The organism is Nocardia yamanashiensis NBRC 100130 (assembly GCF_001613325.1).
Classification (GTDB): domain Bacteria; phylum Actinomycetota; class Actinomycetes; order Mycobacteriales; family Mycobacteriaceae; genus Nocardia; species Nocardia yamanashiensis.
The window spans coordinates 13,744-40,596 of sequence record NZ_BDCD01000018.1; the positions used below are offsets into that span (position 1 = coordinate 13,744).

Annotated in this window: 2 protein-coding genes; both read left to right on the forward strand. The window is 71.4% G+C overall.

Going from position 1 to position 26,853, the window contains the following annotated elements:
- The first annotated feature begins 3 nt into the window (after positions 1-3).
- Positions 4-10,851, forward strand: coding sequence for a type I polyketide synthase (locus tag NY1_RS20355; protein WP_067715691.1), 10,848 nt, complete (start codon positions 4-6; stop codon positions 10,849-10,851).
- Positions 10,848-26,852 carry a type I polyketide synthase gene (locus NY1_RS20360; protein ID WP_067715694.1) on the forward strand — a complete coding sequence of 5,335 codons (16,005 nt, stop codon included), beginning with the start codon at positions 10,848-10,850 and terminating at the stop codon, positions 26,850-26,852. Before NY1_RS20355 ends, NY1_RS20360 begins: the two co-directional genes overlap by 4 nt.
- The last annotated feature ends 1 nt before the right edge of the window (position 26,853 follow it).

A 26,853-nucleotide genomic window follows, 5' to 3' on the forward strand; every position in this document is an offset into this window, starting at 1 on the left:
CTGATGGCTGACGACGACGAACTGCGCCGGTACCTCAAGAAGACCGCCAAGGAGCTGTACGACACCAAACAGCGGCTGCGCACGCTCACCGACCGCATGCGCGAACCCATCGCGATCGTCGGCATGTCGTGCCGGTACCCGGGCGGCGTGCGCTCGCCCGAGCAGCTGTGGCAGCTGACCGCGGACGGCGTCGACGCCATCGGCGGCTATCCGGCCGATCGCGGCTGGGACCTCGCGCGACTGTTCGACCCGGACCCCGACGCGGCGGGCACCATCTACACCCGCGACGGCGGATTCCTCGACGAGATCGGCGATTTCGACGCCGCCTTCTTCGGCATCGGCCCGCGCGAGGCGGCGGCGATGGACCCGCAGCAGCGGCTCATGCTGGAAGCGGCCTGGGAGGCCCTCGAGGACGCCGGCATCGACCCGATCTCGCTGCGCGGCAGCGAAACCGGGGTGTTCGCCGGGGTCATCCATCAGCACTACGGCCCGCGCATCGGTTCCGCCACCATCGGCGCGGAGACCGAAGGCCATGCCTACCTGGGTGTTTCCAATAGCGTCCTGGCCGGGCGGATCGCCTACACCTTCGGCTTCACCGGTCCGGCGATCGCGGTCGACACCGCGTGTTCGTCCTCGCTGGTGGCCATCCATCTGGCCTGTCAGGCCCTGCGTTCCGGCGATACGGACGTGGCGCTGGCCGGTGGCGTCACCGTCATGTCGGATCCGTCGCTGCTGATCGCCTTCGCCCGGCAGCGGGCGCTGTCCGGCGACGCCCGGTGCAAGGCGTTCGCGGCCGCCGCCGACGGCACCGGCTTCTCCGAGGGCCTCGGAATGCTGGTACTGGAACGACTTTCGGACGCCCAGCGCGCGGGCCATAACGTGCTGGCGGTGATTCGCGGCAGCGCGGTCAACCAGGACGGTGCGAGCAACGGTCTCACCGCGCCGAACGGCCCGTCCCAGGAGCGGGTCATCGCCCAGGCCCTGGCGGGCGCCGGGCTGGAGCCCGCCGATATCGACGCGGTCGAGGCGCACGGCACCGGCACCATGCTCGGCGATCCGATCGAGGCGCGGGCGCTCATCGGCGTCTACGGCGCGGGGCGGGCGGGCGAGCCGCTGTATCTGGGCTCGCTGAAATCCAATATCGGTCACACCTCGGCCGCGGCGGGCGTCGGCGGCGTGATCAAGATGGTGCAGGCCATGCGCCACGGCGTGCTGCCGAAGACGCTGCACGTGGACGAGCCGACGCCGCACGTGGATTGGTCCGCCGGTACGGTCCGGCTGCTCGAGGACAGCCGGCCCTGGCCGCACGGGGAACGCGTGCGCCGGGCGGGCGTGTCCTCCTTCGGCGCCAGCGGCACGAACGCGCATCTCATTCTCGAGGAAGCGCCGGCCGTGGTGCCCGCGGCGGCCGAGGCGGAGACCCCTGCCGCGGCGGAGATCGCGCCGCGCGTCACCGCCGACAGCGTCGCGCTCGTGGTTTCGGCCAAATCCGAGGCCGCGCTGCGTGCCCAGGCCGATCGGTTGCGGCAGTGGCTGTTCGAGCGCCCCGAGGTGGACGCGCACGAGCTGGCGCACGCCCTGGCCAGTTCGCGGGCGCTGCTCGATTGGCGCGGCGCGGTCACCGGCCGCGATCGGGACGAACTGCTCGCCGGTTTGACGGACCTGGCCGCGGACGGCACGAATACCGTTGCGGCGAAAGCGACTTCCGGCGCCACCGCGTTCCTTTTCACCGGTCAGGGTGCGCAGCGCGCCGGGATGGGCGCGGACCTCTACGCCGCGTATCCGGTCTTCGCCGCCGCACTGGACGAGGTGTGCGCCGTACTGGATCGCGCCCTGGGACGGTCGCTGCGCGAGGTGATGTTCACCGACCCCGACGGCCTGCTGGACCGCACCGAATGGACGCAGCCCGCGCTGTTCGCCTACGAGGTGGCGCTGTTCCGACTGCTGGAATCCTTCGGTGTCACACCGGATGTGCTGGCCGGACACTCGATCGGCGAGCTGGCGGCGGCACACGTCGCCGGCGTGCTGTCGCTGCCGCACGCCTGCGCGCTGGTGGCGGCCCGGGGCCGGCTGATGGGCGCGCTGCCCGCGGGCGGCGCCATGCTCGCGGTGGCCATCGACGCGGGCCGCGCAACCGAACTCATTGCGGCGGTGTCCGATCGAGTGTCGATCGCCGCGCAGAACGGTCCGGCCTCGACGGTGCTGTCCGGCGACACCGAGGCGATCGAGGGCCTGGAACGCGAACTCGCCGCGACGGGCGTCCGGACCAAGCGGCTGCGGGTGAGCCACGCCTTCCATTCGGCCCTGATGACGCCGATGCTCGACAAATTCCGTTCGCTCGCACAGAAACTCGATTACCGCGCGCCCACCCTGCCGATCGTCTCGACCGTCACCGGGGAGTCGGCCGGTCCGGCGATGACCGACCCCGAGTACTGGGTGCAGCAGGTCCGCGCCACCGTCCGCTTCGCGCCCGCCATCGACACGCTGCGCGCCGACGGGGTCGGCCGCTTCGTCGAGGTCGGACCCGACGCGGTCCTGACCGCCATGACCCGCGAATGCCTGGGCGAGAACGGCGATCCCGCGGCCGGCCCGGTCACCGTGGCCCTGGCGCGGCGGTCGTCCGGCGAGGTCGCGCAGTTCGTCGCGGGCCTGGCGCAGCTCCAGGTCACCGGCGCGCGCGTCGACTGGCGCCCGGCCTTCGCCGGGCGCGGCACGAGCACCCTCGCCTTGCCCAAGTACGCCTTCCAGCGTCGCCGCTACTGGCTCGACCCCGATCACGGTGCGGCGGCGGACCTGTCGGATCATCCGATCCTCACCGGCGTGCTCGGCTTGGCCGCCTCGGACGAATGGCTCTTCACCGGCCGGCTGTCCCTGGCGACGCACCCGTGGATCGCCGACCACCGGTCCTACGGCGTGATGGTGCTGCCGAGCGCCACCCTGATCGAGTTCCTGCTCGTCGCCGGTGGCCGGATCGGTTGCGCGGCGGTCGAGGAACTCACCCTGCAGGCGCCGATCGTGCCGTCCGAGGGCGACGAGATCGAACTCCAGGTGCTGGTGCAGGCCGCCGACGCGACCGGCCATCGCCCGTTCGAATTCTATTTCCGCACAGCGGCTTCCGAGGAGTGGATCCACAACGCGACGGGTTCGCTCGCCGTTTCCGCCGGGCCCGAGCCGGAAGCGCTCGCCCGCCTGCGGGCCGAATCGTGGCCGCCCGCAGACGCGGAACCCTTCGACAGTGCCGGTCTCCCCGCGCAGATCGCCCGGGACGCGGGACTGGAATACGGTCCGGCATTCCTCGGGGTGCGGCAGGTGTGGGAGCGCGACGACGCCGTCTTCTCCGAGATCGCGCTGAACCCGGATCTCACCGCCGCGGCCTCGAATCCGGTCCGCCACACCCTGCATCCCGCGCTGCTCGACATGGTGATGCACGCCGCGTTCTCGCGCCTGATCTGGCGGGACGGCAACCCCGATCCGAATACCGGCAAACTGCTGTTCCGCTGGGCCGGGGCACGATTCCACCAGGCCGCGGACGCGGACGCGGGCGCCAAGCCCGCCGAGGTGTCCGCGTTGCGGGTCATCGCGGTCACGCAGGGGCCGGAGGCGGTGGCGGTCGCGGCCGTCGACAGCGAAGGCAATCCCGTCGTCTCGGTGGACGCCGTGGTGATGCGGCCGTACGACGTCAAGGAATTCCGGGGTGCGCTGGCGGGCGACGACGCCGCGCTGTACGAGGTGCGCTGGGAGGAGGATCCGAGCGCCATGGTCGCCGGGTCCGCACCAACTCTCGCACTGCTCACCGAGACGGAAACACCCGGCACGGCAGCGGATTTCGAGAAGCGATACGCATCGGTCCACGACCTGGTCGCGACCCCCGATCTCCCCGGGGCGGTGGTCTGGCGCGCCGTATCGGGCACGGCCGCAGCGGATTCCGGCGCGGCCCCCGTGATTCGCGCACGCGTGCACTCGACCTTGGAGCTGGTGCGCTCCTGGCTCGCAGCGCAACAATTGGCCGCCACCCGGCTGGTGGTGGTGACTTCGGGCGGAGCCGGTCTCCCCGGGGAGCCTCTCGATCCGTCGGCGGCGGCGGTCTGGGGATTGCTGCGCAGTGCGCAATCGGAGCATCCCGATCGATTCGTACTGATCGACGAGGATCCGGCCGCACCCGCGACCGCCGAGCGGATCGCCGCCGTACTGGCTACGGGCGCAACCCAGGTCGCGCTGCGCGGCGAGCGCGTGCTGGTCCCTCGGCTCCGGCTTGCGGTCGAAACGAGCAGCGCCACCGGGAAACCCGTCGCCGATGCGGCGTCGCTCGACGGGGCGACGGCGCTGATCACCGGCGGCACCGGCGGCCTCGGCGCGCTGTTCGCCCGGCACCTGGCCACCGAATACGGTGTGCGCGAACTGGTTCTGACCTCACGCCGTGGCCCGGACGCACCGGGAGCCGACGACCTGGTGGCGGAGCTGGCGCGGCTGGGCGCCCGCGCCCGGATCGTCGCCTGCGATGTCGCCGACCGTGACGCGGTGCGCGAGCTGCTGGCCGGCCTCGGTGACGCTCCGATCGCCGTGGTGCACACCGCCGGCGTGCTCGAGGACGGCACCGTCGCGGCACTGACCGGCGCCCAGCTCGATCGCGTGTTCGCGCCGAAGGTCGACGGCGCATGGCATTTGGACGAACTCACCCGGGACCGGGACGTCCGGTCCTTCGTGCTGTTCTCCTCGATCGCGGCCGTCCTGGGCACCTCGGGCCAGGCGAACTACGCCGCGGCCAATGCCGCGCTGGACGCCCTGGCCCAGCGCCGTCGGGACGCCGGTCTGGCGGCGACCGCGCTGGCGTGGGGTCCGTGGAATCAGTCCGGCGGGATGACCGGCGGACTGGATCGCGGCGCACTGGCGCGCTGGGAACGACTGGGGCTGACCCCACTCGCCGACACCGACGGCCTGCGCCTCTTCGACGCGGCCCGCGCGCACGGCTCGGCACGGTTGTCGCCGATCCGCTTCGACGCCGCCGCCCTGCGCACCGGCGCCGAATCCGAAGTGCCCGAGGTGCTGCGCGGATTCCTCCCCCGCCGGGCGCGTACCACCGCACCGGCCGCCGCGGCGGCGGGGACGCTCGCTGCCCGCCTGGCCGAAGTGCCGGCGGCCCGGCGCGGCGACCTGGTGCTCGAGACCGTGCTGACGGCGGCCGCGGCGGTCCTGGGGCACGACTCCGCGGCCGACATCCGGTCGGATCAGCGCTTCGACGAGATCGGTTTCGACTCGCTCGGCGGCGTGGAGTTCCGCAACCGGCTGGGGAAGGCCACCGGTCTGCAATTGCCGTCGACGCTGGTGTTCGATCATCCGACCCCGGCGGCGGTGGCGAAGCTGGTGCTGTCCCGCATCGAACCCGCGACCGCCGAACCCGTGAAGAAGGCGGCGACCCGGGTCCGGGCCGACGAGCCGATCGCCATCGTCGGCATGGCGTGCCGCTTCCCCGGCGGTGTCGAAACACCCGATCAGCTCTGGGATCTCGTCGCCGCCGGGATCGACGCGACCGGTGACTTCCCGGCCGATCGCGGCTGGGATCTGGAGCGGCTGTTCGACGCGAATCCGGATAAGCCCGGCACCGTCTACGCGCGGCGCGCCGGATTCCTCGACCGGGCCGGTGATTTCGATCCGGCCTTCTTCGGGATCGGTCCCCGGGAAGCCTCCGCCATGGACCCGCAGCAGCGCCTGCTCCTCGAAACGTCCTGGGAGGCCCTGGAAGACGCCGGCATCGACCCGAACTCGTTGCGGGGCACCGACACCGGGGTGTTCGTCGGCGCGGGCGCCTCCGGTTACGTCGACCTGGTGGGCGGTGATCTCGAAGGCTATCGGCTCACCGGGACCACCGGCAGCGTGATGTCCGGGCGGGTGGCCTACGCGCTGGGGCTGGAGGGCCCGACGCTCACCGTGGACACCGCCTGCTCCTCCTCGCTGGTCTCGCTGCACCTGGCCGCCCAGGCCCTGCGCAACGGGGAGAGCTCCCTGGTAATGGCGAGCGGTGTGACGGTCGCGGCCAGCCCGTATCTGTCCGTCGATTTCGCGCGACAGCGCGGACTCTCGCCCGACGGCCGCTGCAAGGCGTTCGCCGCGGCGGCCGACGGCGTCGCCTTCTCCGAAGGCGTCGGAGTGCTGGTGCTCGAACGGCTCTCGGACGCGAAACGACTGGGGCACCACATCCTGGCGCTGGTGCGGGGCACGGCGATCAACTCCGACGGGGCCAGCAATGGGCTGACCGCGCCGAACGGCCCGTCGCAGGAGCGCGTGATCACGGCGGCGCTGGCGAATGCCGGGCTGTCGCCGTCGGATGTCGACGCGGTCGAAGCGCACGGCACCGGTACCCCGCTGGGCGATCCGATCGAGGCACAGGCGCTGATGGCGGTCTACGGTCGCGACCGCGCGGAGCGTCCGCTGCGGATCGGCTCGCTCAAATCCAATATCGGTCACACCGTGGCCGCCGCGGGCGTCGGCGGCGTCATCAAGATGGTGCAGGCGCTGCGGCACGAAACCCTGCCCCGCACACTGCATGTCGACGCACCGAGTCCGCACGTGGACTGGACCGCCGACGTCGCGCTGCTGACCGAGCCGCACCCGTGGCCCGCCGGTGACCGGCCGCGCCGCGCCGGGGTGTCGTCGTTCGGTGTGAGCGGCACCAACGCGCACGCCATCATCGAAGAGGCGCCGCGCCAGATCGTTCCGGCGGCAGCCGATGACCGGCCACTCCGGACGGTGCACTGGCTGCTGTCGGCCAAGAACGAGACCGCGCTGCGGGCGCAGGCGGCGAAACTCCAGCGGTGGCTGACCGAACATCCCGACGCCGATCCGGAGCAGATCGCGCACGCCCTCGCCACCACCCGCGCCCACCACGAGACACGGGCGGCGATCCTGGGCGGCGACCGCGACGAGTTGCTGGCCCGGCTGACCCAATTTGCCGCCGGAACCTCCACTGCCGGAGTGGTTTCCGGCACCGTGATCGCCGGGAAGACCGCCTTCCTGTGCACCGGTCAGGGCGCACAGCGGGCCGGAATGGGCGCGGAACTCGCCGCGGCCTTCCCCGTCTTCGCCGCCGCGCTGGACGAGGTGTGCGCGCAGTTCGATCCGCTGCTCGGAGGTTCGCTGCGGGAGGTGATGTTCACCGGTGAGCTGATCGATCGCACCCGCTTCACCCAGCCCGCGCTGTTCGCGTTCGAGGTGGCGCTGCATCGGCTGCTGGAGTCCTTCGGCGTGACACCCGATGTCCTGGTGGGCCATTCGATCGGCGAGCTGACCGCGGCGTACCTGGCGGGCGTGTGGTCCCTGGCGGACGCCTGCGCACTGGTCGCGGCCCGCGGCCGGTTGATGGACGCACTGCCCGAGGGCGGTGCGATGCTCGCGGTCGCCGCACCCGAGGACGACGTCGCCGCCGCGATCGCCGAGTTCGGTGATCGGATCTCGATCGCGGCGGTGAACTCCCCTGCCGCCGTGGTGATCTCCGGTGACGCCGCTGCCGTGGACCTGCTCGACCGGCGGTTCACCGAACAGGGCCGCCGGACGAATCGGCTGCGGGTGTCGCACGCCTTCCATTCGCATCTCATGGACCCCATGCTGGGCGAGTTCGAGGCCGTCGCCGCCGGCGTCACCTACCATGCCCCGCGAATTCCCCTGGTATCCAATGTCTCCGGCGAGATCGCCGGTGACGAGATCCTGAAGCCCGGCTACTGGGTGGCGCAGGTGCGCGGCGCGGTGCGTTACGCACCCGGCGTGCGGGCGCTGCTGGCCGCCGGGGTGCGCCGCTTCCTGGAAATCGGCCCGGACGCCGTCCTGGCGGCGATGACCCGCCAGACCCTGCCCGCCGAGCTCGAGTCGCGCACGATGGTCGCGGCGGCGACGCGCCGGGACCACGACGAGGCCGGGCAATTCGTGACGCTGCTCGCGCAGGCCCACACCGCGGGCGTGGCCGTCGACTGGACGCCACTGTTCGGCGACCGCCCCGCACCGCGAATCACCCTGCCCACCTATGCCTTCCAGCATCAGCGCTACTGGCTCGAACCCGGCCTGGCGCAGCGGCGGCCCGACGCCTCGGAACACCCGCTGCTCACCGATGTGGTGCGGGTGGCCGATCGCGACGAGTGGCTGTTCACCGGCCGGTTCTCGCTGCCCACCCACCCGTGGATCACCGACCACACCACCTACGGCGTGGTCGTCGTCCCCAGTGCCGCGCTCATGGAAATGCTGCTGGTGGCGGGTCGGCGCATCGGCTGCGAGGTCGTGGACGAACTCATCCTCGAGCGGCCAATCCTGCCGCCCGCGGACGGCGCGGTCGAACTCCAGGTGCTGGTGCGGGAACCCGATGCGGCGGGACGCCGGTCCTTCACCTTCCACTACCGCCTCCCCGGCGGCGAGTGGGCGCGCAATGCCAGCGGCGTACTGAGCGGACGGCAGCTGATCGACCTCGGCCTGATGGAGATGCTGCGCAGCACGACGTGGCCGCCGGTCGGCGCCGAAGCGGTCGACACCGAATGGATTCCGGAGCATGCGACACGGGTCGCGGGGCTGGCGTACGGGCCGTCGTTCCGCGGCATCGACGCCGCCTGGCACGACGGTGACACGTCGTTCTCCGAGATCACCCTGAACGCGGAGACGCCCGGCGACGGCTTCCAAATGCATCCGGGCCTGTTCGACATGGTCATGCACGCCGGGCTGGTCAGCTTGATCTGGTCGGATCTCGACAGCAACCCCACCGAGGGCAAACTGCTGTTCCGCTGGGGCGCCACGCAATTCCACACCGCCGCCCCGATCACCTCCATGCGGGTGATGGCGGTGCGGCGCAGCAGCGAGGCCATCGCCGTGGTGGCCGTGGACCAGGACGGCAACCCGGTGGTGTCCATCGACGAGGTCGTCATGCGTTCCTACGACGTCGACCAGTTCCGCGCCACGCTGTCGGGCGGCGGCGCGGGCCGGTACGGACTGCGGTGGGCGCCGGTCGAAACACCGGACGCCGCCGTGCTCGGGAGCGCGGCCGTACTCGGCACGGCGGTCGTCGCCGGGATCGAGGAGCGCTACCCGGATCTGGCGACGCTGGCCGCGGCCCCGACCGTGCCGGACGTCGTGGTCTGGACGGAAGCCACCGGACCACACAGTGATTCGGCGCAATCCGCGCGTGCTCGCGTACATGCCGCATGGGATCTGGTCCGAAACTGGCTGACCGACCAGCGGTTCGGCCGGGCACAGCTGGTCGTCGTGACCGAAGGCGCGGCGACCCTGCCCGATTCGGCACCGGATCCGGCGGCGGCCGCCGTCTCGGGGCTGATTCGCAGCGCGCAGGCCGAGTACCCGGACCGGGTCGTCCTCCTCGACCTGGATCGATCCGCTGGTACGCAACACCTTTCGGCCGATCTGATTCAAGCCGCGCTCTCGGCGCACGAGCCACAGGTGACGGTCCGAGGCGACCGCGTCCTGGCGCCACGCCTCGAGCCACTGACATCGACTGCGGGTGAACCGATCTCCTTCGGCGCCGGGACCGTACTGATCACCGGCGGAACCGGCGGACTGGGTGCGCTGCTGGCCCGGCACCTGGTCACCGCACACGGCGTCGATCAGCTGCTGCTGGTCTCGCGGCGCGGTGAACAGGCCGACGGCGCAACGGAACTCGCGGCGGAGCTGTCCGGCTACGGCGCGCAGGTACGCATCGCCGCCTGCGATGTCACCGACCGCGACGCCCTGCGGGCGCTGCTCGCCTCCCTGCCGGACGAGCATCCGCTCACCGGCGTCGTGCACGCCGCGGGCGTGCTCGCGGACAGCACCTTCGACGGCCTCACCACCGACCGGATCGACCGGGTGTTCGCGCCGAAGGCCGAGGCGGCCTGGCACCTGCACGAGCTGACCCGGGAGCTGAACCTGTCGGCGTTCGTCATGTTCTCCTCGATCGCGGGCCTGATCGGTTCGGCGGGACAGGCGAATTACGTTGCCGCCAACGGCTTCCTGGACGCCCTCGCACTGCGCCGCCGGGCCGAGGGACTGCCGGGGCTCGCGCTCGCGTGGGGTCCGTGGCGACCGGACCTCGGCATGACCGGCGCGCTGGATCATGCCGCCATGAGCCGGCTGGACCGGCTGGGCCTGACGCCGCTGGATCACGAGGACGGACTGCGCCTGTTCGACGCCGCCCTGACCACCGCGGAGCCGGTACCGGCGCTGCTGCACCTCGACACCGACAAGCTCCGCGTCGAAGCGCACACCGGATCGCTGCCCGCGGTACTGCGCGGCTTCGCGCGCGCGGGCGGCCGGACCCCCGCCAAGGTGAGCGACGGACCGACGCTCGGGGAGCGATTGCACGGGGTGCCCGAGGCCAAGCGCCGCGGCGTGGTGCTGGACCTGGTGCGCGAACACGCGGCCACGGTGCTGGGTTACGAGTCGCTCGACGACATCGGTCCCGATCGCGGCTTCGACGAACTGGGCTTCGATTCGCTCGGCGGCGTGGAATTCCGCAACCGGCTCTCGAAGCTGACGGGGCTGTCGCTGCCCTCGACGCTGGTCTTCGACTACCCCACCGCCTGGGATCTGGCGGGCTACCTGCTGGAGCAGGCGCTGGCGGAGACGCCCGCACCGGCCGCGGCGCCCACCCCGGCCGTGCCGGTCGCGGCGGCCGCGCCCGAGGTCGCACAGCTCGAGGCCATGGTCGAGCGGATCATCGCCGTCGGGGGCAATACCGACGAGACCATCGCGGCGCTGCGGGGTCTCGCCGACCGGCTGCACGCCCACCTGGGTGACGCGTGGTCCGACGGCGTTTACGACGACCTCGAATCCCATTCCGACGATGAACTTTTTAATCTGATCGACGAGGAGTTCGGCCCAGCATGAGCAATGCCAGCGTGAGCAATCCGAGCGGCAGCAACGAGGAACGCCTCAGCCGGTATCTGCGGAAGGTCACCGGGGACCTGCGCACCGCCAACAAGCGCATTGCGCAGCTGGAGGAACAGGCCGGGGAGCCGATCGCGATCGTCGGGATGAGCTGCCGGTACCCGGGCGGCGTCGACACCCCGGACGGGTTGTGGGATCTGGTCGCCGCCGGGACGGACGCCATCGGCCCGTTCCCCACCGACCGCGGCTGGGATCTGGAGCGGCTGTTCGACGCCGACCCGGACGTGCCCGGCACCGTCTACGCCCGGGAGGGCGGATTCCTCGACGCGGCAGGCGATTTCGACGCCGGCTTCTTCGGTCTCGGCCCGCGCACCGCGGAGGCGATGGATCCACAGCAGCGGCTGTTCCTCGAAGCGTCCTGGGAGGCGCTGGAGAACGCCGGCATCGATCCGGTGTCGCTGCGGGACAGCGACACCGGCGTCTACGCGGGCGTGATCCACTTCGACTACGGCCGCCGCGTCGGCGCGCCCGGGCACAGCGCCGAATCCGAAGGCAATGCGCACCCGGGCGTTTCGGCCAGCATCCTGTCCGGGCGGGTGTCGTTCAGCCTCGGTTTCAAGGGCCCGGCGCTGTCGGTGGACACCGCGTGCTCGTCGTCGCTGGTCGCCCTGCATCTGGCCTGCCAGGCGCTGCGCCAGGGCGAGACGTCGCTGGCCCTGGTCGGCGGCGTCACCGTGATGTCGGATCCGGCCCAGCTCATCAGCTTCGCCCGGCAGCGCGCGCTGTCGCCGGACGGCCGGTGCCGGGCGTTCGGGGCCGGAGCCGACGGGACCGGATTCTCCGATGGTCTCGGCATGCTCGTGGTCGAACGGCTCTCCGACGCGCGCCGCAACGGCCACCCCATCCTCGCGGTGGTGCGCGGCACCGCCGTGAACCAGGACGGCACCAGCAGCCGGCTGACCGCGCCGAACGGCCCGGCGCAGGAGAAGGTGATCGCGCAGGCGCTCGCCAATGCCGGTCTGACGCCCGCCGATATCGACGCGGTCGAGGCGCACGGCACCGGCACCCAGCTCGGCGACCCGATCGAGGCGCGGGCCTTGATCGCCACCTACGGTCGCGATCGCGTCGGCGAGCCGCTGCGCATCGGATCGCTCAAATCGAATATCGGGCACACCTCCGCGGCGGCCGGTGTCGGCGGCGTGATCAAGATGGTGCAGGCCATGCGGCACGAAACGCTGCCCGCCACACTGCATGCCGATACCCCGACACCGCATGTGGACTGGTCCGCGGGCACGGTGCGGCTGCTGACGGCGGCTGAGCCGTGGCCGGCGGGCGAGCGGGTGCGGCGGGCCGGTGTGTCGTCCTTCGGCGCCAGCGGCACCAATACGCACGTGATTCTGGAAGAGGCGCCCGCCCCGGTGGAGCCCGCGGCCGCTCCGGCGAACGGGACCGGTGCGGATGCCGCCGCCGAGACCGCGGCGGTGGCCGCGGATGACACCGCTGTCGTCACCGAGCTCGCCGCGCTGCCGCTCTCTTCGAAGACCGAGGAGGGCGTGCGCGCGCAGGCGGCCAAACTGCTGGCGTGGGTGCGTGAACGCCCGCACCTGACGGCCGGCGATATCGCCTATTCACTGGTCACCGGACGCACGCAGATGGAATGGCGGGGCACGGTGGTGGCGGGCGACCGCGACGCCATGCTGGCCGGACTGACGGCGCTCGCCGAGCACGGCACCGAGCCCGCCGAGCACCGCCCGGTGAGCGAGGTCGTCACCGGCCGGGCGGTGACGCGCAAGACCGCCTTCCTGTGCACCGGACAGGGCGCGCAGCGCGCGGGCATGGGTCGCGAACTGTACGAGGCGTTTCCGGTGTTCGCGGCCGCGCTGGACGAGCTCTGCGCGCAGTTCGACCCGCTGCTGGGCGTCTCGCTGCGGCAGCTGATGTTCACCGGCCGGGCGGCCGGCGACGGTCCCGAGGACGCCGAGGCGCTGCACCGGACCGAGTTCACCCAGCCCGCGTTGTTCGCCTACGAAGTCGCGCTGTACCGGCTGCTCGAATCCTTCGGCGTGACGCCGGACGCGCTGATCGGGCATTCGATCGGCGAGCTGGCCGCCGCGCATCTCGCCGGGGTGTGGTCGCTGCCGGACGCGTGCCGCCTGGTCGCGGCGCGCGGCCGGCTCATGGGGCGGTTGCCCGCCGGGGGCGCGATGCTCGCCATCGCGGCGAGCGAGGACGCGGTCGCCCCGCTGCTCGCCGACGCGGCGCTGAGTATCGCCGCCGTGAATTCGCCGACGGCCGTAGTGGTCTCGGGCGACGCGGACGCCGTGACCGCGCTCGCGCAGCGGTGCGCCGAGCGCGGCTGGCAGACCTCGCGACTGCGGGTGTCGCATGCGTTCCATTCCCACCTGATGGACCCGATGCTGGCCGAATTCGCCACCGTCGCCGGGTCTTTGACCTACCACCGCCCGAACGTTCCGCTGGTGTCGAACCTTTCCGGGCAACTGGCCGGTGACGAGGTACTCGACCCCGGCTACTGGGTCCGGCAGGTACGCGAGGCGGTTCGATTCGCCCGCGGCGTGGACACTTTGGTCGCCGCGGGCATGCGCCGATTCCTGGAGATCGGCCCCGACGCGGTGCTGACCGCGATGACCCGGCAGTGCCTGCCGGAGCCGATCGAAGCACAGGCGGCGGTACTGGCCGGAGCCCGGCGCGGGCGGGCCGAGGTCGAACAGTTCGTGACCTGTCTCGCGCAGGCGCACGCCGTCGGCGTCGAGGTCGAATGGACGGCGCTGTACACCGGACGCCCGGTGGCGCGAGTCCCGTTGCCCACCTACGCGTTCCAGCGCCGCCGCTACTGGGTCGACCCGGTCGGCGGCAATGCCGGGGTGGAAGCCGCGGGTCTGGGCGCGGTCCAGCATCCGCTGCTGGGCGCGGTGCTGTCGGCGCCGGAATCGGGCGAGGTCCTGCTGACCGGCCGGCTCTCGATCGCGGCCCAGCCGTGGCTCGCCGATCACGTGATCGGCGGCGCGGCACTGTTTCCGGGCACCGGTTTCGCGGAGCTGGTGCTGCGCGCCGGCATCGAGGTCGGCTGCCCGGTGCTCGAGGAGCTGACCCTGCAGGCGCCGCTGCTGCTGCCGGCGACGGGCGGGGTGCAGATCCAGGTCGTCGTCGGCGCGCCCGAGCCGGAGCAACGGCCGGTCGCCGTCTACTCCCGGGGCGAGAACGACGATGACGACGCCTGGGTGTTGCATGCGAGGGGCGCGCTGACCGTCGCCGACGGTGCGGCCGAAGCCGCCACCGAGGCGTGGCCGCCGAGCGGTGCGACCGAAATCGAGGTCGCCGCAGCGTATTCGAACCTGTTCGCCCGTGGTTACGAGTACGGTCCGGCCTTCCAGGGAGTGCGGGCGCTGTGGCAGCGCGGCGACGAGGTGTTCGCCGAGATCTCTGCCGATGCGGACACCGGGGTGCGCGCCGAAGGTTTCGGCATCCATCCGGCGCTGCTGGACGCCGCCCTGCACGCCGGCTACCTGGCCGGTGCGTCCGAAGGCTTTGCAGGACAATCGGAGTCGCTGTTCACCGTCCCGGCCGGTCAGGTTGCCTTGCCGTTCGCGTGGGACGCCGTCGAACTGCATGCCACGGAAGCCGCCGTGCTGCGGGTGCGGCTGACCCCGGCCGGATCCTCGGTGTCGGTGCTCGTGACCGACGAATACGGGCAGCCGGTCCTGTCGGGATCGGTTGCGGCCCGGCCGATGCCACTCGAACAGCTCGTCGCGACCACGACGGGCGGCGCGAACGATCCGGTCCTCGAACTCGTGTGGTCCCCGGACCGCTCGAGCGGGACAGACGATACGACGCAGCTCCCCGCGCCCGAGCTGGGCGGCTGGGACGAGCTGGACGAAACGGCGGAACTGCCGCCGGTGGTGCTCGTCGAAGCCGGCACCGGATGGAACGACACCGGCGACACCGGTGTGGTGGCAGCCACCCACGACGAAATCGCCCGCGTCCTCACGGTATTGCAGGAAGCGCTGGCCCAGGAACGGTTCACGGCGAGCACGCTGCTGATCGCCACCCGCGGCGCGGTCGCCCTGCCCGGCGAGGAGCCCACCGACCTTCCCGGCGCGGCGGTGTGGGGTTTAGTGCGCGCCGCCCAGGCCGAGGAGCCGGGCCGGATCATCCTGGTGGACACCGACTCCCGCATCGATGCGCAGCTCGCGGCCGCCGTCGTGGCGGTGGGCGAACCGCAGGTGGTCGTGCGCGGCGGCATCACCCACACCGCTCGCCTCGTCCGGCCCGCACCCGAGCACACGGACGGCGGCGAGGCGGGGTTCGGCACGGGAACCGTGCTGATCACCGGCGGCACCGGCGGTTTGGGCGCGGTGCTGGCCCGGCACGTGGTGGCCGAACACGGCGTGCGGTCGTTGCTGCTGGTCAGCCGCAGCGGCCCCGAGGCCGCGGGAGCGGCCGCCCTGCGCGCCGAGCTCGAGCAACTGGGCGCCCACGTGACGGTCGCGGCCTGTGACGTCGCGGACGCCGCGGCGGTCACCGACCTGATCGCCGCCGTACCGGCCGAGCGCCCCCTGACCGGTGTCATCCACGCCGCCGGTGTGCTCGACGACGGGACCATCGCGTCTCTGACCCCGCAGCGGATGAACACGGTACTGGCGCCGAAGGCCGATGCCGCCTGGTACCTGCACGAGGCGACCGCGGACCTGAATCTGGCCGCGTTCGTGATGTTCTCGTCGGTATCGGGCACCCTCGGCGGCCCCGGGCAGGGCAATTACGCGGCCGCGAACACCTTCCTGGACGCGCTGGCGGCCCAGCGCCGGGCCCGCGGGCTGGCCGGCCTATCGCTGGCGTGGGGTCCGTGGGCCCGTTCGCGCGGCATGACCGCGCACCTGCAGACCTCCGATGTGGCGCGGCTGAACCGCGGCGGATTCGCCGCGCTCACCGACGAGCAGGCACTGACCGGCTGGGCCGCGGCCCTGCGGCGGAACGCCCCGCACACGGTGATCGCGACCCTCGACACCGCAGCCCTGCGCGACAGCGCCGAAACCGGGCTGCTCCCCGCCGTACTGCGCGAACTGGCGCCCGCGGCCCGTCGCCGCGCGGTTACTGCCGCGCCGGTTTCCGGTCTGCGGCAGCGCCTTTCGAGCCTGGACCTGGAACGGCAGCGGCAGCTGGTCTTCGAGACCCTGCGCACCCAGATCGCGGCGGTGCGCGGCACCGACGGCGGTTCCGCGCTCGAGCCCGGCCGCACCTTCCAGGACCTGGGTTTCGACTCGCTGAGCGCCGTCGAACTGCGCAACCGTCTCAAGACCGTCACCGGGCTGTCGCTGCCCGCCGCGGTCATCTTCGACTACCCCACCCCGCAGGCGCTCGCCGAACATCTGGCCGACAAGCTGACGGGCGTCGCGAACGATACCGCGGTCACCGCGAAAGTCGTTGCCGACGAACCGATCGCGATCGTCGGCATGGCATGCCGGTACCCGGGCGGCGTCACCTCGCCCGAGGACCTGTGGACCCTGGTCTTCGACGGCGTCGACGCGACCTCGCGGTTCCCGGGCAATCGCGGATGGGACACCGAGCGGATCTACGATCCCACCGGCGAGCGGCCGGGCACCACCTACACCCGCGAAGGCGGATTCCTGCATACCGCGGGCGAATTCGATCCCGCGTTCTTCGGCATCAGCCCGAACGAAGCGGCGACGATGGACCCGCAGCAGTTCCTGCTGCTGGAGACGTCGTGGGAGGCCCTCGAACGCGCGGGCATCGATCCGGCGACGCTGCGGGGCAGTGCCACCGGCGTGTTCGCGGGCATGATGTATCACGACTACCCGGCCAACGCGAACTCGGGATCCATTGCCTCCGGGCGGGTTTCGTATGTGCTCGGGCTGGAAGGCCCGTCGGTCACCGTGGACACGGCGTGCTCGTCGTCGCTGGTGGCCATGCACCTGGCCGGGCAGTCCCTCCGTTCGGGCGAGTCCGATCTGGCCCTCGCGGGCGGTGTGGCCGTGATGGCCACACCCGAAGTTTTCGTCGAATTCAGTCGCCAGAAGGGGCTGGCTCCGGACGGGCGGAGCAAGTCGTTCGCCGATGCCGCCGACGGGGTGGCGTGGTCCGAGGGCGCCGGCGTGCTGGTGCTGGAGCGCTTGTCCGACGCCCGGCGCAACGGGCACGAAGTGCTCGCGGTGATCGCCGGCTCGGCGGTGAACCAGGACGGCGCGTCCAATGGTCTGACCGCGCCCAACGGCCCCTCGCAGCGGCGGGTGATCCGGCAGGCGCTCGCGAACGCGCGGGTCGCGCCGGGCGAGGTCGACGTGGTGGAGGCACACGGCACCGGCACCACGCTGGGCGATCCGATCGAGGCCCAAGCGCTGCTCGACACCTACGGGCAGGAACGCGCCGCGGACCGGCCGCTGTGGCTGGGCTCGCTGAAATCCAATATCGGGCACGCGCAGGCCGCGGCGGGCGTGGGCGGCGTCATCAAGATGGTGATGGCCATGCGGCACGGGCTGCTGCCGCGCACGCTGCACGTGGATCGGCCGTCGAGCAAGGTGGATTGGTCCGCGGGGCAGGTCGAATTGCTGACCGAACCGGTGGCGTGGCCGCGGATCGACCGGCCGCGCCGCGCCGGGGTGTCATCCTTCGGCATCAGCGGCACCAATGCCCACGTCGTCATCGAAGAGGCAGCGGCGGAACCGGTTCGGACGCCAAACAGCGACGCGGACCTTCCGGCTCTCGCGGACGCTCCGGCCGCCCGGGTGCTGCCATGGGTGGTGTCGGCGCGCAGCGATGCGGCGCTCGCCGATCAGGCCGCACGGCTGGTCGCGGCCGTGACCGAACAGGAGCTGGATCCGGCGGACGCCGGTCTCTCGCTGGCTTCCACGCGCGGCGTCTTCGAGCATCGCGCGGTGGTCCTCGGGGACAACCGAAGTGCGCTGTTGTCGGGGACCCGGGCGCTCGCCGCGGGCGCGCCGTACCCGGATGTGGTGTCCGGGCGTGTGGTTCCGGGATCGACCGGACTGGTGTTCTCCGGTCAGGGCGCGCAGTGGGCCGGGATGGCGAGCGAATTGCGCTCGGCATATCCGGTGTTCGCCGCGCACTTCGACGCGATCGTCGCCGAGCTCGAGCCGCTGCTGGGGCAGCCGGATGCGCTGAGCGTCGCGCTGGCCTCCGAGGAACTCGTGGATCGGACGGTGTACGCCCAGGCCGGGTTGTTCGCCTTCGAGGTCGCGCTGTACCGATTGCTCGAATCGTGGGGCGTGCGTGCCGATGTGGTCGCGGGCCACTCGATCGGCGAGGTGGCCGCCGCGCACGTGTCAGGGGTGTTGTCCCTGGCCGACGCGTGTGTGCTGGTGGCCGCGCGCGGCCGGTTGATGCAAGCCCTGCCCGGCGGCGGCGCGATGGTCGCCGTCGGTGCGGCACAGGCCGACGTGACGCCCCTGCTGACCACGGGGGTCGCGATCGCCGCGGTGAACGGACCATCGGCGGTGGTGCTCTCCGGTGTCGAGGACGAGGTTCTCGCGGTCATCGAAGCGTGTGCCGAACGTGGCTGGCGCACCCATCGCCTGCGGGTCTCGCACGCCTTCCACTCGGCGCTGATGGAACCCATGCTGGCCGAATTCGCCGCTGCGATAGCAGATTTGACCTTCGCCGAGCCGCTGATTCCACTGGTGTCGACGGTGACCGGTGCGCTGGTCACCGACGAGATGACCGATCCGCGGTACTGGGTCGATCAGGTCCGCGACACGGTGCGCTTCGCCGATGCCGTTGCCACGATGGCGGATTCGGGCGTATCGCGGTTCGCCGAGGTCGGCCCCGACGCGGTACTCACCCCGATGGTCGGCCAGCTCACCACGGGCGCGGTGGCGCTGGTACGGCGCAATCGCGCCGATGCCGCCACCCTGCTGACCGGTGTGGCCGGACTGTTCGTGTCCGGTGCCGCGGTGGACTGGGCCGGGTTCTACGCCGGTACCGCCGCGCGGCGAATCGACCTGCCCACCTATGCCTTCCAGCGCGAGCGGTACTGGCTCGACGCCCGCAAACTGCTCGCGCAATCGTGGATGGGCGCCGAACTGGGCGGCGTGACCGACGCCGGACTCGACACGGTGCAGCACCCGCTGCTGGGCGCCGTTGTGCCGCATCCGGATTCGGGTCAGGTGAGCTTCACCGGCCGCTGGTCCCTGGACTCGGTGGAATGGCTCGCCGACCACAGCGTGCACGGCACGGTGCTGCTGCCGGGTACCGGATTCGTCGAACTGGCCGCCCACGTCGGCGGCCTGCTGGGCTGCGACGTGGTCGAGGAACTCGTCCTGCACACCCCGCTGACCCTGCCCGCCACGGGCAGCGTCGCGGTACAGGTCGTGGTGGCCGACGCGGACGACACCGGCCGCCGGCGGCTGCGCGTGCATTCCCGTGCGGATGCCGAGGGTCCGTGGCTGCTGCACGCCGAGGGCAGCCTCGCCGTGGACCCGGAAACTCCTAACGCAACAGCCGATTTCGACCTTTCCACCTGGCCTCCGGCCGGCGCGCAGCCGCTGGACGTCGACGGCGCTTATGACGATCTGCTGGCACTCGGATACGGGTACGGCCCGTTCTTCCAGGGGCTGCGGGCGGCATGGCAGCGCGGCGACGAATTGTTCGCCGAGGTCGCGCTGCCCGATCCCCGGGACACCGACGGCTTCGGTATCCATCCCGCACTGTTCGACGCGGCCCTGCACGCCGGGATCCTGCACGGCCGCAAGGCCGGTGAGGCGGTATTGCCGTTCGCCTGGAACCGAGTGGTGGTGCACTCGGCCGGAGCGGCCACCGTGCGGGTGCGCAGCGTGCCCGTGGGCGACGACTTCGCCGTGCAAATCGCCGACGAGCAGGGCCGGCCCGTCGTGTCGGTGGGCGCGTTGGTGTCTCGCCCGGTGCCGGTCGAACGCCTGACGGCCGACCGCGTGCCGGACGCCTTGTTCACTGTGGAATGGGTTGCGGCACCGGGTTCCTCGGAGCAGGCCGAACCGGACCGCATCGAGAGGCTCGATACCGGCCGTGACCTCGCGGCCTTGCTCACCGAGCTGGACGCGGCCGAGAATTCGGTGGTTCCCGATCTCGTGCTGTTCGAATGCCCGCGTCACGACGGCTCCCCGGCAGATGCGGCGCGGCAGGTGCTGGGAGGTGTGCTGGACACCGTTCAGCGGTGGCTGGCTGAACCTCGTTTCGCCACCTCACGTTTGGTGATCGTCACCGAACAGGCTGTGGCAGTGCGCGATTCCGACACCATCGCCCTGGATCAAGCGCCGGTATGGGGTCTCCTGCGTGCCGCGCAGGCCGAAAACCCCGGTCGCTTCCAGCTATTGGATGTGGAGCGCGACGGCGGCGCGGTCGCCGCGGACGTCCTGGCTGCCATCGCCGGGGAACCCGAAGCCGCGTTGCGCGGCGCGACCGTACTGGTGCCGCGGTTGACCCGCCGGACACCGAGCACGACCGCCGAGCCGAACCAGCCGATCGAGCCCGGCACGGTACTGGTGACCGGCGGCACCGGCGGTCTGGGCGCGGTCATCGCCCGGCATCTGGTGACCGAACACGGTGTGCGCCGGCTCCTGCTGACCTCCCGGCGCGGCCTGGACGCTCCCGGCGCCGCCGCCTTGCGTGCCGAACTCGCCGAGCTCGGCGCCGAGGTCACCGTGGCGGCCTGCGACGTGTCGGATCGGGCGGCGCTGACGGCTGTGCTGGCGGGCATCCCCGACGAGCATCCGCTGGTGGGCGTGGTGCACGCGGCGGGCGTCGCCGACAACGGCCTGATCGCGTCGATGTCGGCGGATCGCATCGACACCGTGTTCCGCCCGAAGGCGGATACCGCGTGGCATCTGCACGAACTCACCCGGGACAGGCCGCTGTCGTTGTTCGTGCTGCTGTCCTCAGCGGGCGGTTTGGTACTGGCCGCGGGTCAGGCGAATTACGCTGCGGCGAACGTCTTCCTGGACGCGCTCGCCGCGCATCGGCATGCCCTGGGATTGCCCGCGACCGCGCTCGACTACGGCATGTGGGAGCGATCGAGCGGGCTCGGCGCGGAACTGTCCGAGGACGACTTCGACCGGATGCGCCGACTGGGCTTCCCGCCGCTGTCCGAGTCCGACGGTCTGGCGCTGTTCGACGCGGCGGTGGCCGCCGGGCACCCGCAAACGGTCGCGCTGCGAATCGATCCGGCGGTGCTGCGCACCCGGGGCGAGCAGATTCCGGCCCTGGTGCGCGGACTCGTCCCGGCGCCGGCGCGCCGCGTCAACCGGACCCCGGCGGGTCAGGCCCTGCTGCACAAGCTGGCGGGACTCCCGGACGCCGACCGCGCCGCCGCGCTGGTCGATTTCGTCCGCACCGTGGCGGCCGGGATCCTCGGCCACGCCACCGCCGACGCCGTCGCACCGCAGCAGGCCTTCCAGCAGCTCGGGTTCGACTCGTTGAGCGCCATCGAATTCCGCAACAAGCTCAATACCGCGACCGGGCTGCAACTACCGGCCACGCTGATCTTCGATTACCCGACCCCGCAGGCCGTCGCCGAATTCATCGGCACGCAACTCACCGGCACCGCCGCCGTGGCGGAGCGCGCGGTGCGCCGGGTCCGCGCCGACGACGAGCCGATCGCCGTGGTGGCCATGGCCTGTCGTTATCCGGGCGGGGTCGCCTCGCCGGAAGACCTGTGGCGGCTCGTCGTCGAGGGCGGCGACACCGTCGGGGCCATGCCGGTCGATCGCGGCTGGGACCTCGAGGGCATCTACGATCCCGAACCCGGCAAGGCGGGCAAGACCTATACGCGCAGTGGCGGATTCCTGTACTCCGCGGCCGAATTCGATGCCGACTTCTTCGGGATCAGCCCGAACGAGGCCACCATGATGGACCCCCAGCAGCGGTTGCTGCTGGAGGTCTCGTGGGAGGCCGTCGAACGCGCCGGACTGGATCCGGCGGCGCTGCGCGGCAGTTCGACCGGCGTGTTCACCGGACTGATGTATCACGACTACGCGCAGGCCACCGGGACCGGCAGCGGGGCCGCGGGCAGTCTGGTCTCGGGCCGGGTGTCGTATGTGTTCGGTCTGGAGGGGCCGTCGGTCACCGTGGACACGGCGTGCTCGTCGTCGCTGGTGGCCCTGCATCTGGCCGGGCAGTCGCTGCGCTCGGGCGAATGCGATCTGGCGCTGGCCGGTGGCGCCGCGGTCATGGGGACGCCGGATATGTTCCTGGAGTTCGGCCGCCAGCGCGGATTGTCGCCGGACGGACGGTGTAAGTCGTTCTCCGACACCGCCGACGGGGTGGGCTGGGCCGAAGGCGTCGGCGTGCTGGTGCTGGAGCGATTGTCCGACGCCCGCCGCAACGGGCACGAAGTGCTGGCGGTCATCGCCGGGTCGGCGGTGAATCAAGACGGTGCGTCGAACGGCCTGGCCGCGCCGAACGGTCCGTCGCAGCGGCGGGTGATCCGCCAAGCCCTGGCCAATGCCGGTCTGGCACCCGTCGACGTCGACGCGGTCGAAGCACACGGCACCGGAACGACGCTGGGCGATCCGATCGAAGCGCAAGCGCTGCTCGCCACCTACGGACAGGAACGCGCCGCGGACCGGCCGCTGTGGCTGGGTTCGCTGAAGTCGAATATCGGTCACGCGCAGGCGGCGGCGGGTGTGGGCGGCGTCATCAAGATGGTGATGGCCATGCGGCACGGGCTGCTGCCGCGCACGCTGCACGCGGATCAGCCCAGCACCAAGGTCGATTGGACCGAGGGCAATGTGCGATTGCTGACCGAGGCGGTGCCGTGGCCGGAGGTCGGCCGGGCCCGGCGCGCGGGCGTGTCATCGTTCGGCATCAGCGGCACCAATGCGCACGTCATCATCGAACAGGCTCCCGCGGCGGAACAGGTTGCGGCGCCGGTGCTTCCGGCGGGCGGGCTGCTGCCGTGGGTGCTCTCGGCGCGCAGCGGCGCGGCACTGGCCGGGCAGGCCGCCCGGCTGTCCGCGCAGCTGAATGATCCGGAATCGCCGGTGGCAGCGCACGATCCGATCGATATCGGCTTCTCGCTGGCGTCCACGCGCAGCGTGTTCACCCATCGGGCCGTCGTGCTGGCCGAGGGACGCGCGGAACTGACGGCCGCCGTACACGCCTTGGCCGCGAGCGCCGATGCGACCGCTGCGGGCACGACCGGTGTGGTGGCGGGTCGCGCGGTGGCGGGCTCGACGGCGCTGGTGTTCTCGGGGCAGGGCGCGCAATGGGCCGGGATGGCGACCGAGTTGCGCAAGGCGTATCCGGTGTTCGCGGACCATTTCGACACCATCGTGGCGGAACTGGATCCGCTACTGGCACAGCCGGCTTCGCTGGATGCGGCATTGACCTCCGAGGACCTCGTCGACCGGACGGTGTTCGCGCAGGCCGGGTTGTTCGCGTTCGAGGTCGCCTTGTTCCGGCTGCTCGAATCCTGGGGCCTGCGTGCCGATGTGGTGGCCGGTCATTCCATCGGCGAGATCGCCGCGGCGCATGTGGCCGGAGTGTTGTCGCTGACCGACGCGTGCGTGCTGGTGGCCGCACGCGGCCGGTTGATGCAGGCCCTGCCCGCCGGTGGGGCGATGGTCGCGATCGGCACCGCCGAAACCGCTGTGCTGCCGCTGCTTTCGGGCGAGGTGTCCGTGGCGGCGGTGAACGGTCCGTCATCAGTGGTGATCGCCGGCGCCAGCGACGCGGTCCAGGCCGTGGCCGACAACTGCACCGAGAAGGGTTGGCGCACCACTCGTTTGCGGGTGTCACACGCCTTCCATTCGGCACTGATGGAACCGATGCTGGCCGAATTCGCCACGACGATCGAGGGTTTGACGTTCGAACGGCCGAGCATCGCCCTGGTATCGACCGTGGCGGGTGCACGGGTCGGCGACGAGATGCGCGATCCGTCGTACTGGACCGGTCAGGTCCGGGACACGGTGCGTTTCGCGGACGCCGTTGCCGCAATAGCGGATTCCGGGGTTTCCCGGTTCGCCGAGATCGGCCCCGACGCGGTATTGACCCCGATGATCACGCAAACCCTCGACAGCGCGCACCCGGCCGCCACGGTGGTCCCCCTGGCGCGCCGCGGCAAAGCCGACGCCGCATCGGTGTCGAGCGGTGCGGCCCGATTGTTCGTCTCCGGCGCGGACCTAGATTGGGCCGCGCTGTACAGCGGCACCGGTGCCCGCCGCATCCCCCTGCCCACCTACGCCTTCCAGCGGCAACGGTATTGGGTCCCCGAGGACTCCACCGGCACGGGCGATGCCCGCTCACTGGGCCTCGCCACCACCGGGCACCCGCTGGTACCCACGGTGATCGCACAGCCGGACACCGGCGGCGTGATCCTCACCGGCCGCCTGTCGGTCCGGACACACCCCTGGCTGGCCGACCACGCCGTGCTCGGCACCGTGCTGTTCCCCGGCGCGGGCCTGGTCGAGTTCGCGCTGCAAGCCGCCAGCCGGGTGAACCTCCCGACGCTGACGGACTTCGTCCTGCACGCCCCGCTGGTACCGCCGGAAACCGGCGGCGTCGCGGTACGCAGCGTCGTCGGCGCCGCCGACGAGCCAGGCCAACGCCCGGTACGGATCTACTCCGCCCCGGAAAGCGAGACCGACTCAGCGGAATCGTGGACGCTGCACGCCGAAGGCACCCTCACCGCCGACGCGACCACCGACCCCGAAACCCCCCGAGCCGACCTCACCGCATGGCCCCCGCACGGGGCACAACCCCTACCGATCGACGACGTCTACAACGGCCTACGCGCCAACGGATACGAGTACGGACCCGCCTTCCAAGGTCTGCGCGCGGCCTGGCAGCGCGGCGACGAGGTCTTCGCCGAAGTCGCACTCCCCGACCCCCGGGAAGCGACAACATACGGACTCCACCCCGCACTACTGGACTCCGCCCTCCACGCCCTGCTCATCAGCGACTCCACCCCCGACGGCTCCGGCCCAGCCCTGCCGTTCGAATGGTCCGGCGTCACCGTCCACACGCCCGGAGCCGCAGCACTGCGCGTACACGCAACCCGCACCGGCAACCGCACGGTCCGAGTAAACCTCACGGATCCGACCGGCACTCCGGTGGCAACAGTGCACCGACTGGCCGCCCGGCCAATCGACCCCACACAACTCGCAGCGCTCACCTCCACCGTCGACAACGCGCTGTATCGGGTCGAATGGTCACCGATGGCGCTGTCCGACAGCGAAATACGCGCCGTATCGTGGACGGAGCTCGATGGCGAGGTTCCGGCCGCACCCGGCCACGAGGTTCCGACCGCTCCCAGTGGCGAGGTTCCAGCCGCTCTCGGTGGAGAGGTTCCGGCCGCCGTGGTGCTGGATGCACCGGCGGGGAATGATCCCGGCGCTGTTCGTGCCGCGACTCATGCTGTGCTGCACGTGCTTCGAACCTGGATCACGGATCCGCGATTCAGTCGGGCGGCGCTGGTGATTCGGACCAGCGGTGCGGTTTCCATTGCCGGTGAGGACATCACGAACCTTGCCGGTGCCGCGGTGGGCGGCCTGGTTCGGTCCGCCCAGGCGGAGGGTGCGGGGCGAATCATTCTGGTGGACAGCGATTCCGATGTCGCCGGACTGTTGGGCGGGATCCTGGCCTCCGGGGAGCCGCAGGTGGCTGTGCGCGGTGGACGAGTCCACAGCGCGCGACTGGTCCGAGCGGCGACCACATCGAGCCCGGGCGTTGTCTTCGGTCCGGACGAGACCGTGGTCATCACCGGCGCGAGTGGTTTCCTGGGTGGATTGTTCGCTCGGCATCTGGTGCGCACCCGTGGTGTGCGGCATCTGCTGTTGCTGAGTCGGCGTGGCGAGTCGGCGCCGGGCGCTGGTGAGCTGGCGGCCGAGCTGCGGGATGCCGGTGCCGAAATCGACTTCGTCGCTTGCGATGTCGCTGATCGGACCGCACTCGCCGAGGTGCTGTCCGGTATCCCCGCGAGTCGTCCGCTCACCGGTGTGTTCCACACGGCCGGTGTGCTCGACGACGGCGCTATTACCGCGTTGACTCCGGAGCGGATGGATACGGTGTTGCGCCCCAAGGTGGATGCGGCCCTGCATCTGCACGAGTTGACCGCCGAGCTGCCGCTGAAGGCGTTCGTGTTGTTCAGCTCGGTGGCCGGGACGCTGGGCAGTCCGGGGCAGGGCAACTATGCCGCGGCCAATGCCTGCCTGGATGCGGTGGCGGCGCACCGCCGGGCCTCCGGGCGCAGCGGGCAGTCGCTGGTGTGGGGGTTGTGGAGCGGCGACGGCGGTATGGGCGACGGGCTCGGTGAGGTCGAGCGGCAGCGTATGACACGTTCGGGGCTGCTGCCGTTGTCGGCGGAGCAGGGTTTGGCGCTGTTCGACGCCGTCTCCGGAATTGGCACGGCGGCACCGGTTCTCGCCCGGCTCGACCGGCAGGGACTGCGTGGCGCGGGGTTCGCGACGGCGCTGTTGTCGGGGCTCGTGCCTGCGCGCCCGGTGTCGGCCGCCCCGGCCGCACTACATGCGCGACTGGCCGAGACTCCCGAGAGCGAACGTCTCGGCGTGCTCGTCGATTTGGTTCGCGACCAGGTGGCCACGGTGCTGGGGCATCAGAACGCGAAGGCCATCGCGGCCGACCGGGCGTTCAACGAGCTGGGCTTCGATTCGATCACCGCCATCGAATTCCGCAACGCCCTCAAGGCCGCCACCGGCCTGCCTTTGCCCGCGACGCTGGTCTTCGACTACCCGTCACCGGGGGTGCTGGCCGAATACCTGGCCGGGGAGTTCACCTTCGAAGACCACCCCGAGGCGCCCGCGGCGGCGTCCGAGGACGAGATTCGCGACGCGCTCCAGTCGATTTCGCTGTCCCGGCTCCGCGAGGCCGGACTGCTGGACGCGCTCATGCAACTGGTGCAGGAACGCCCGGACGAGACGGCAGCGCACATCGAGACGACAGCGCCCAGCGCCGACGAGTCCATCGACGAACTCGATCTCGACGACTTGATCAATCTGGCTTACAACTCCGAGGACTGAT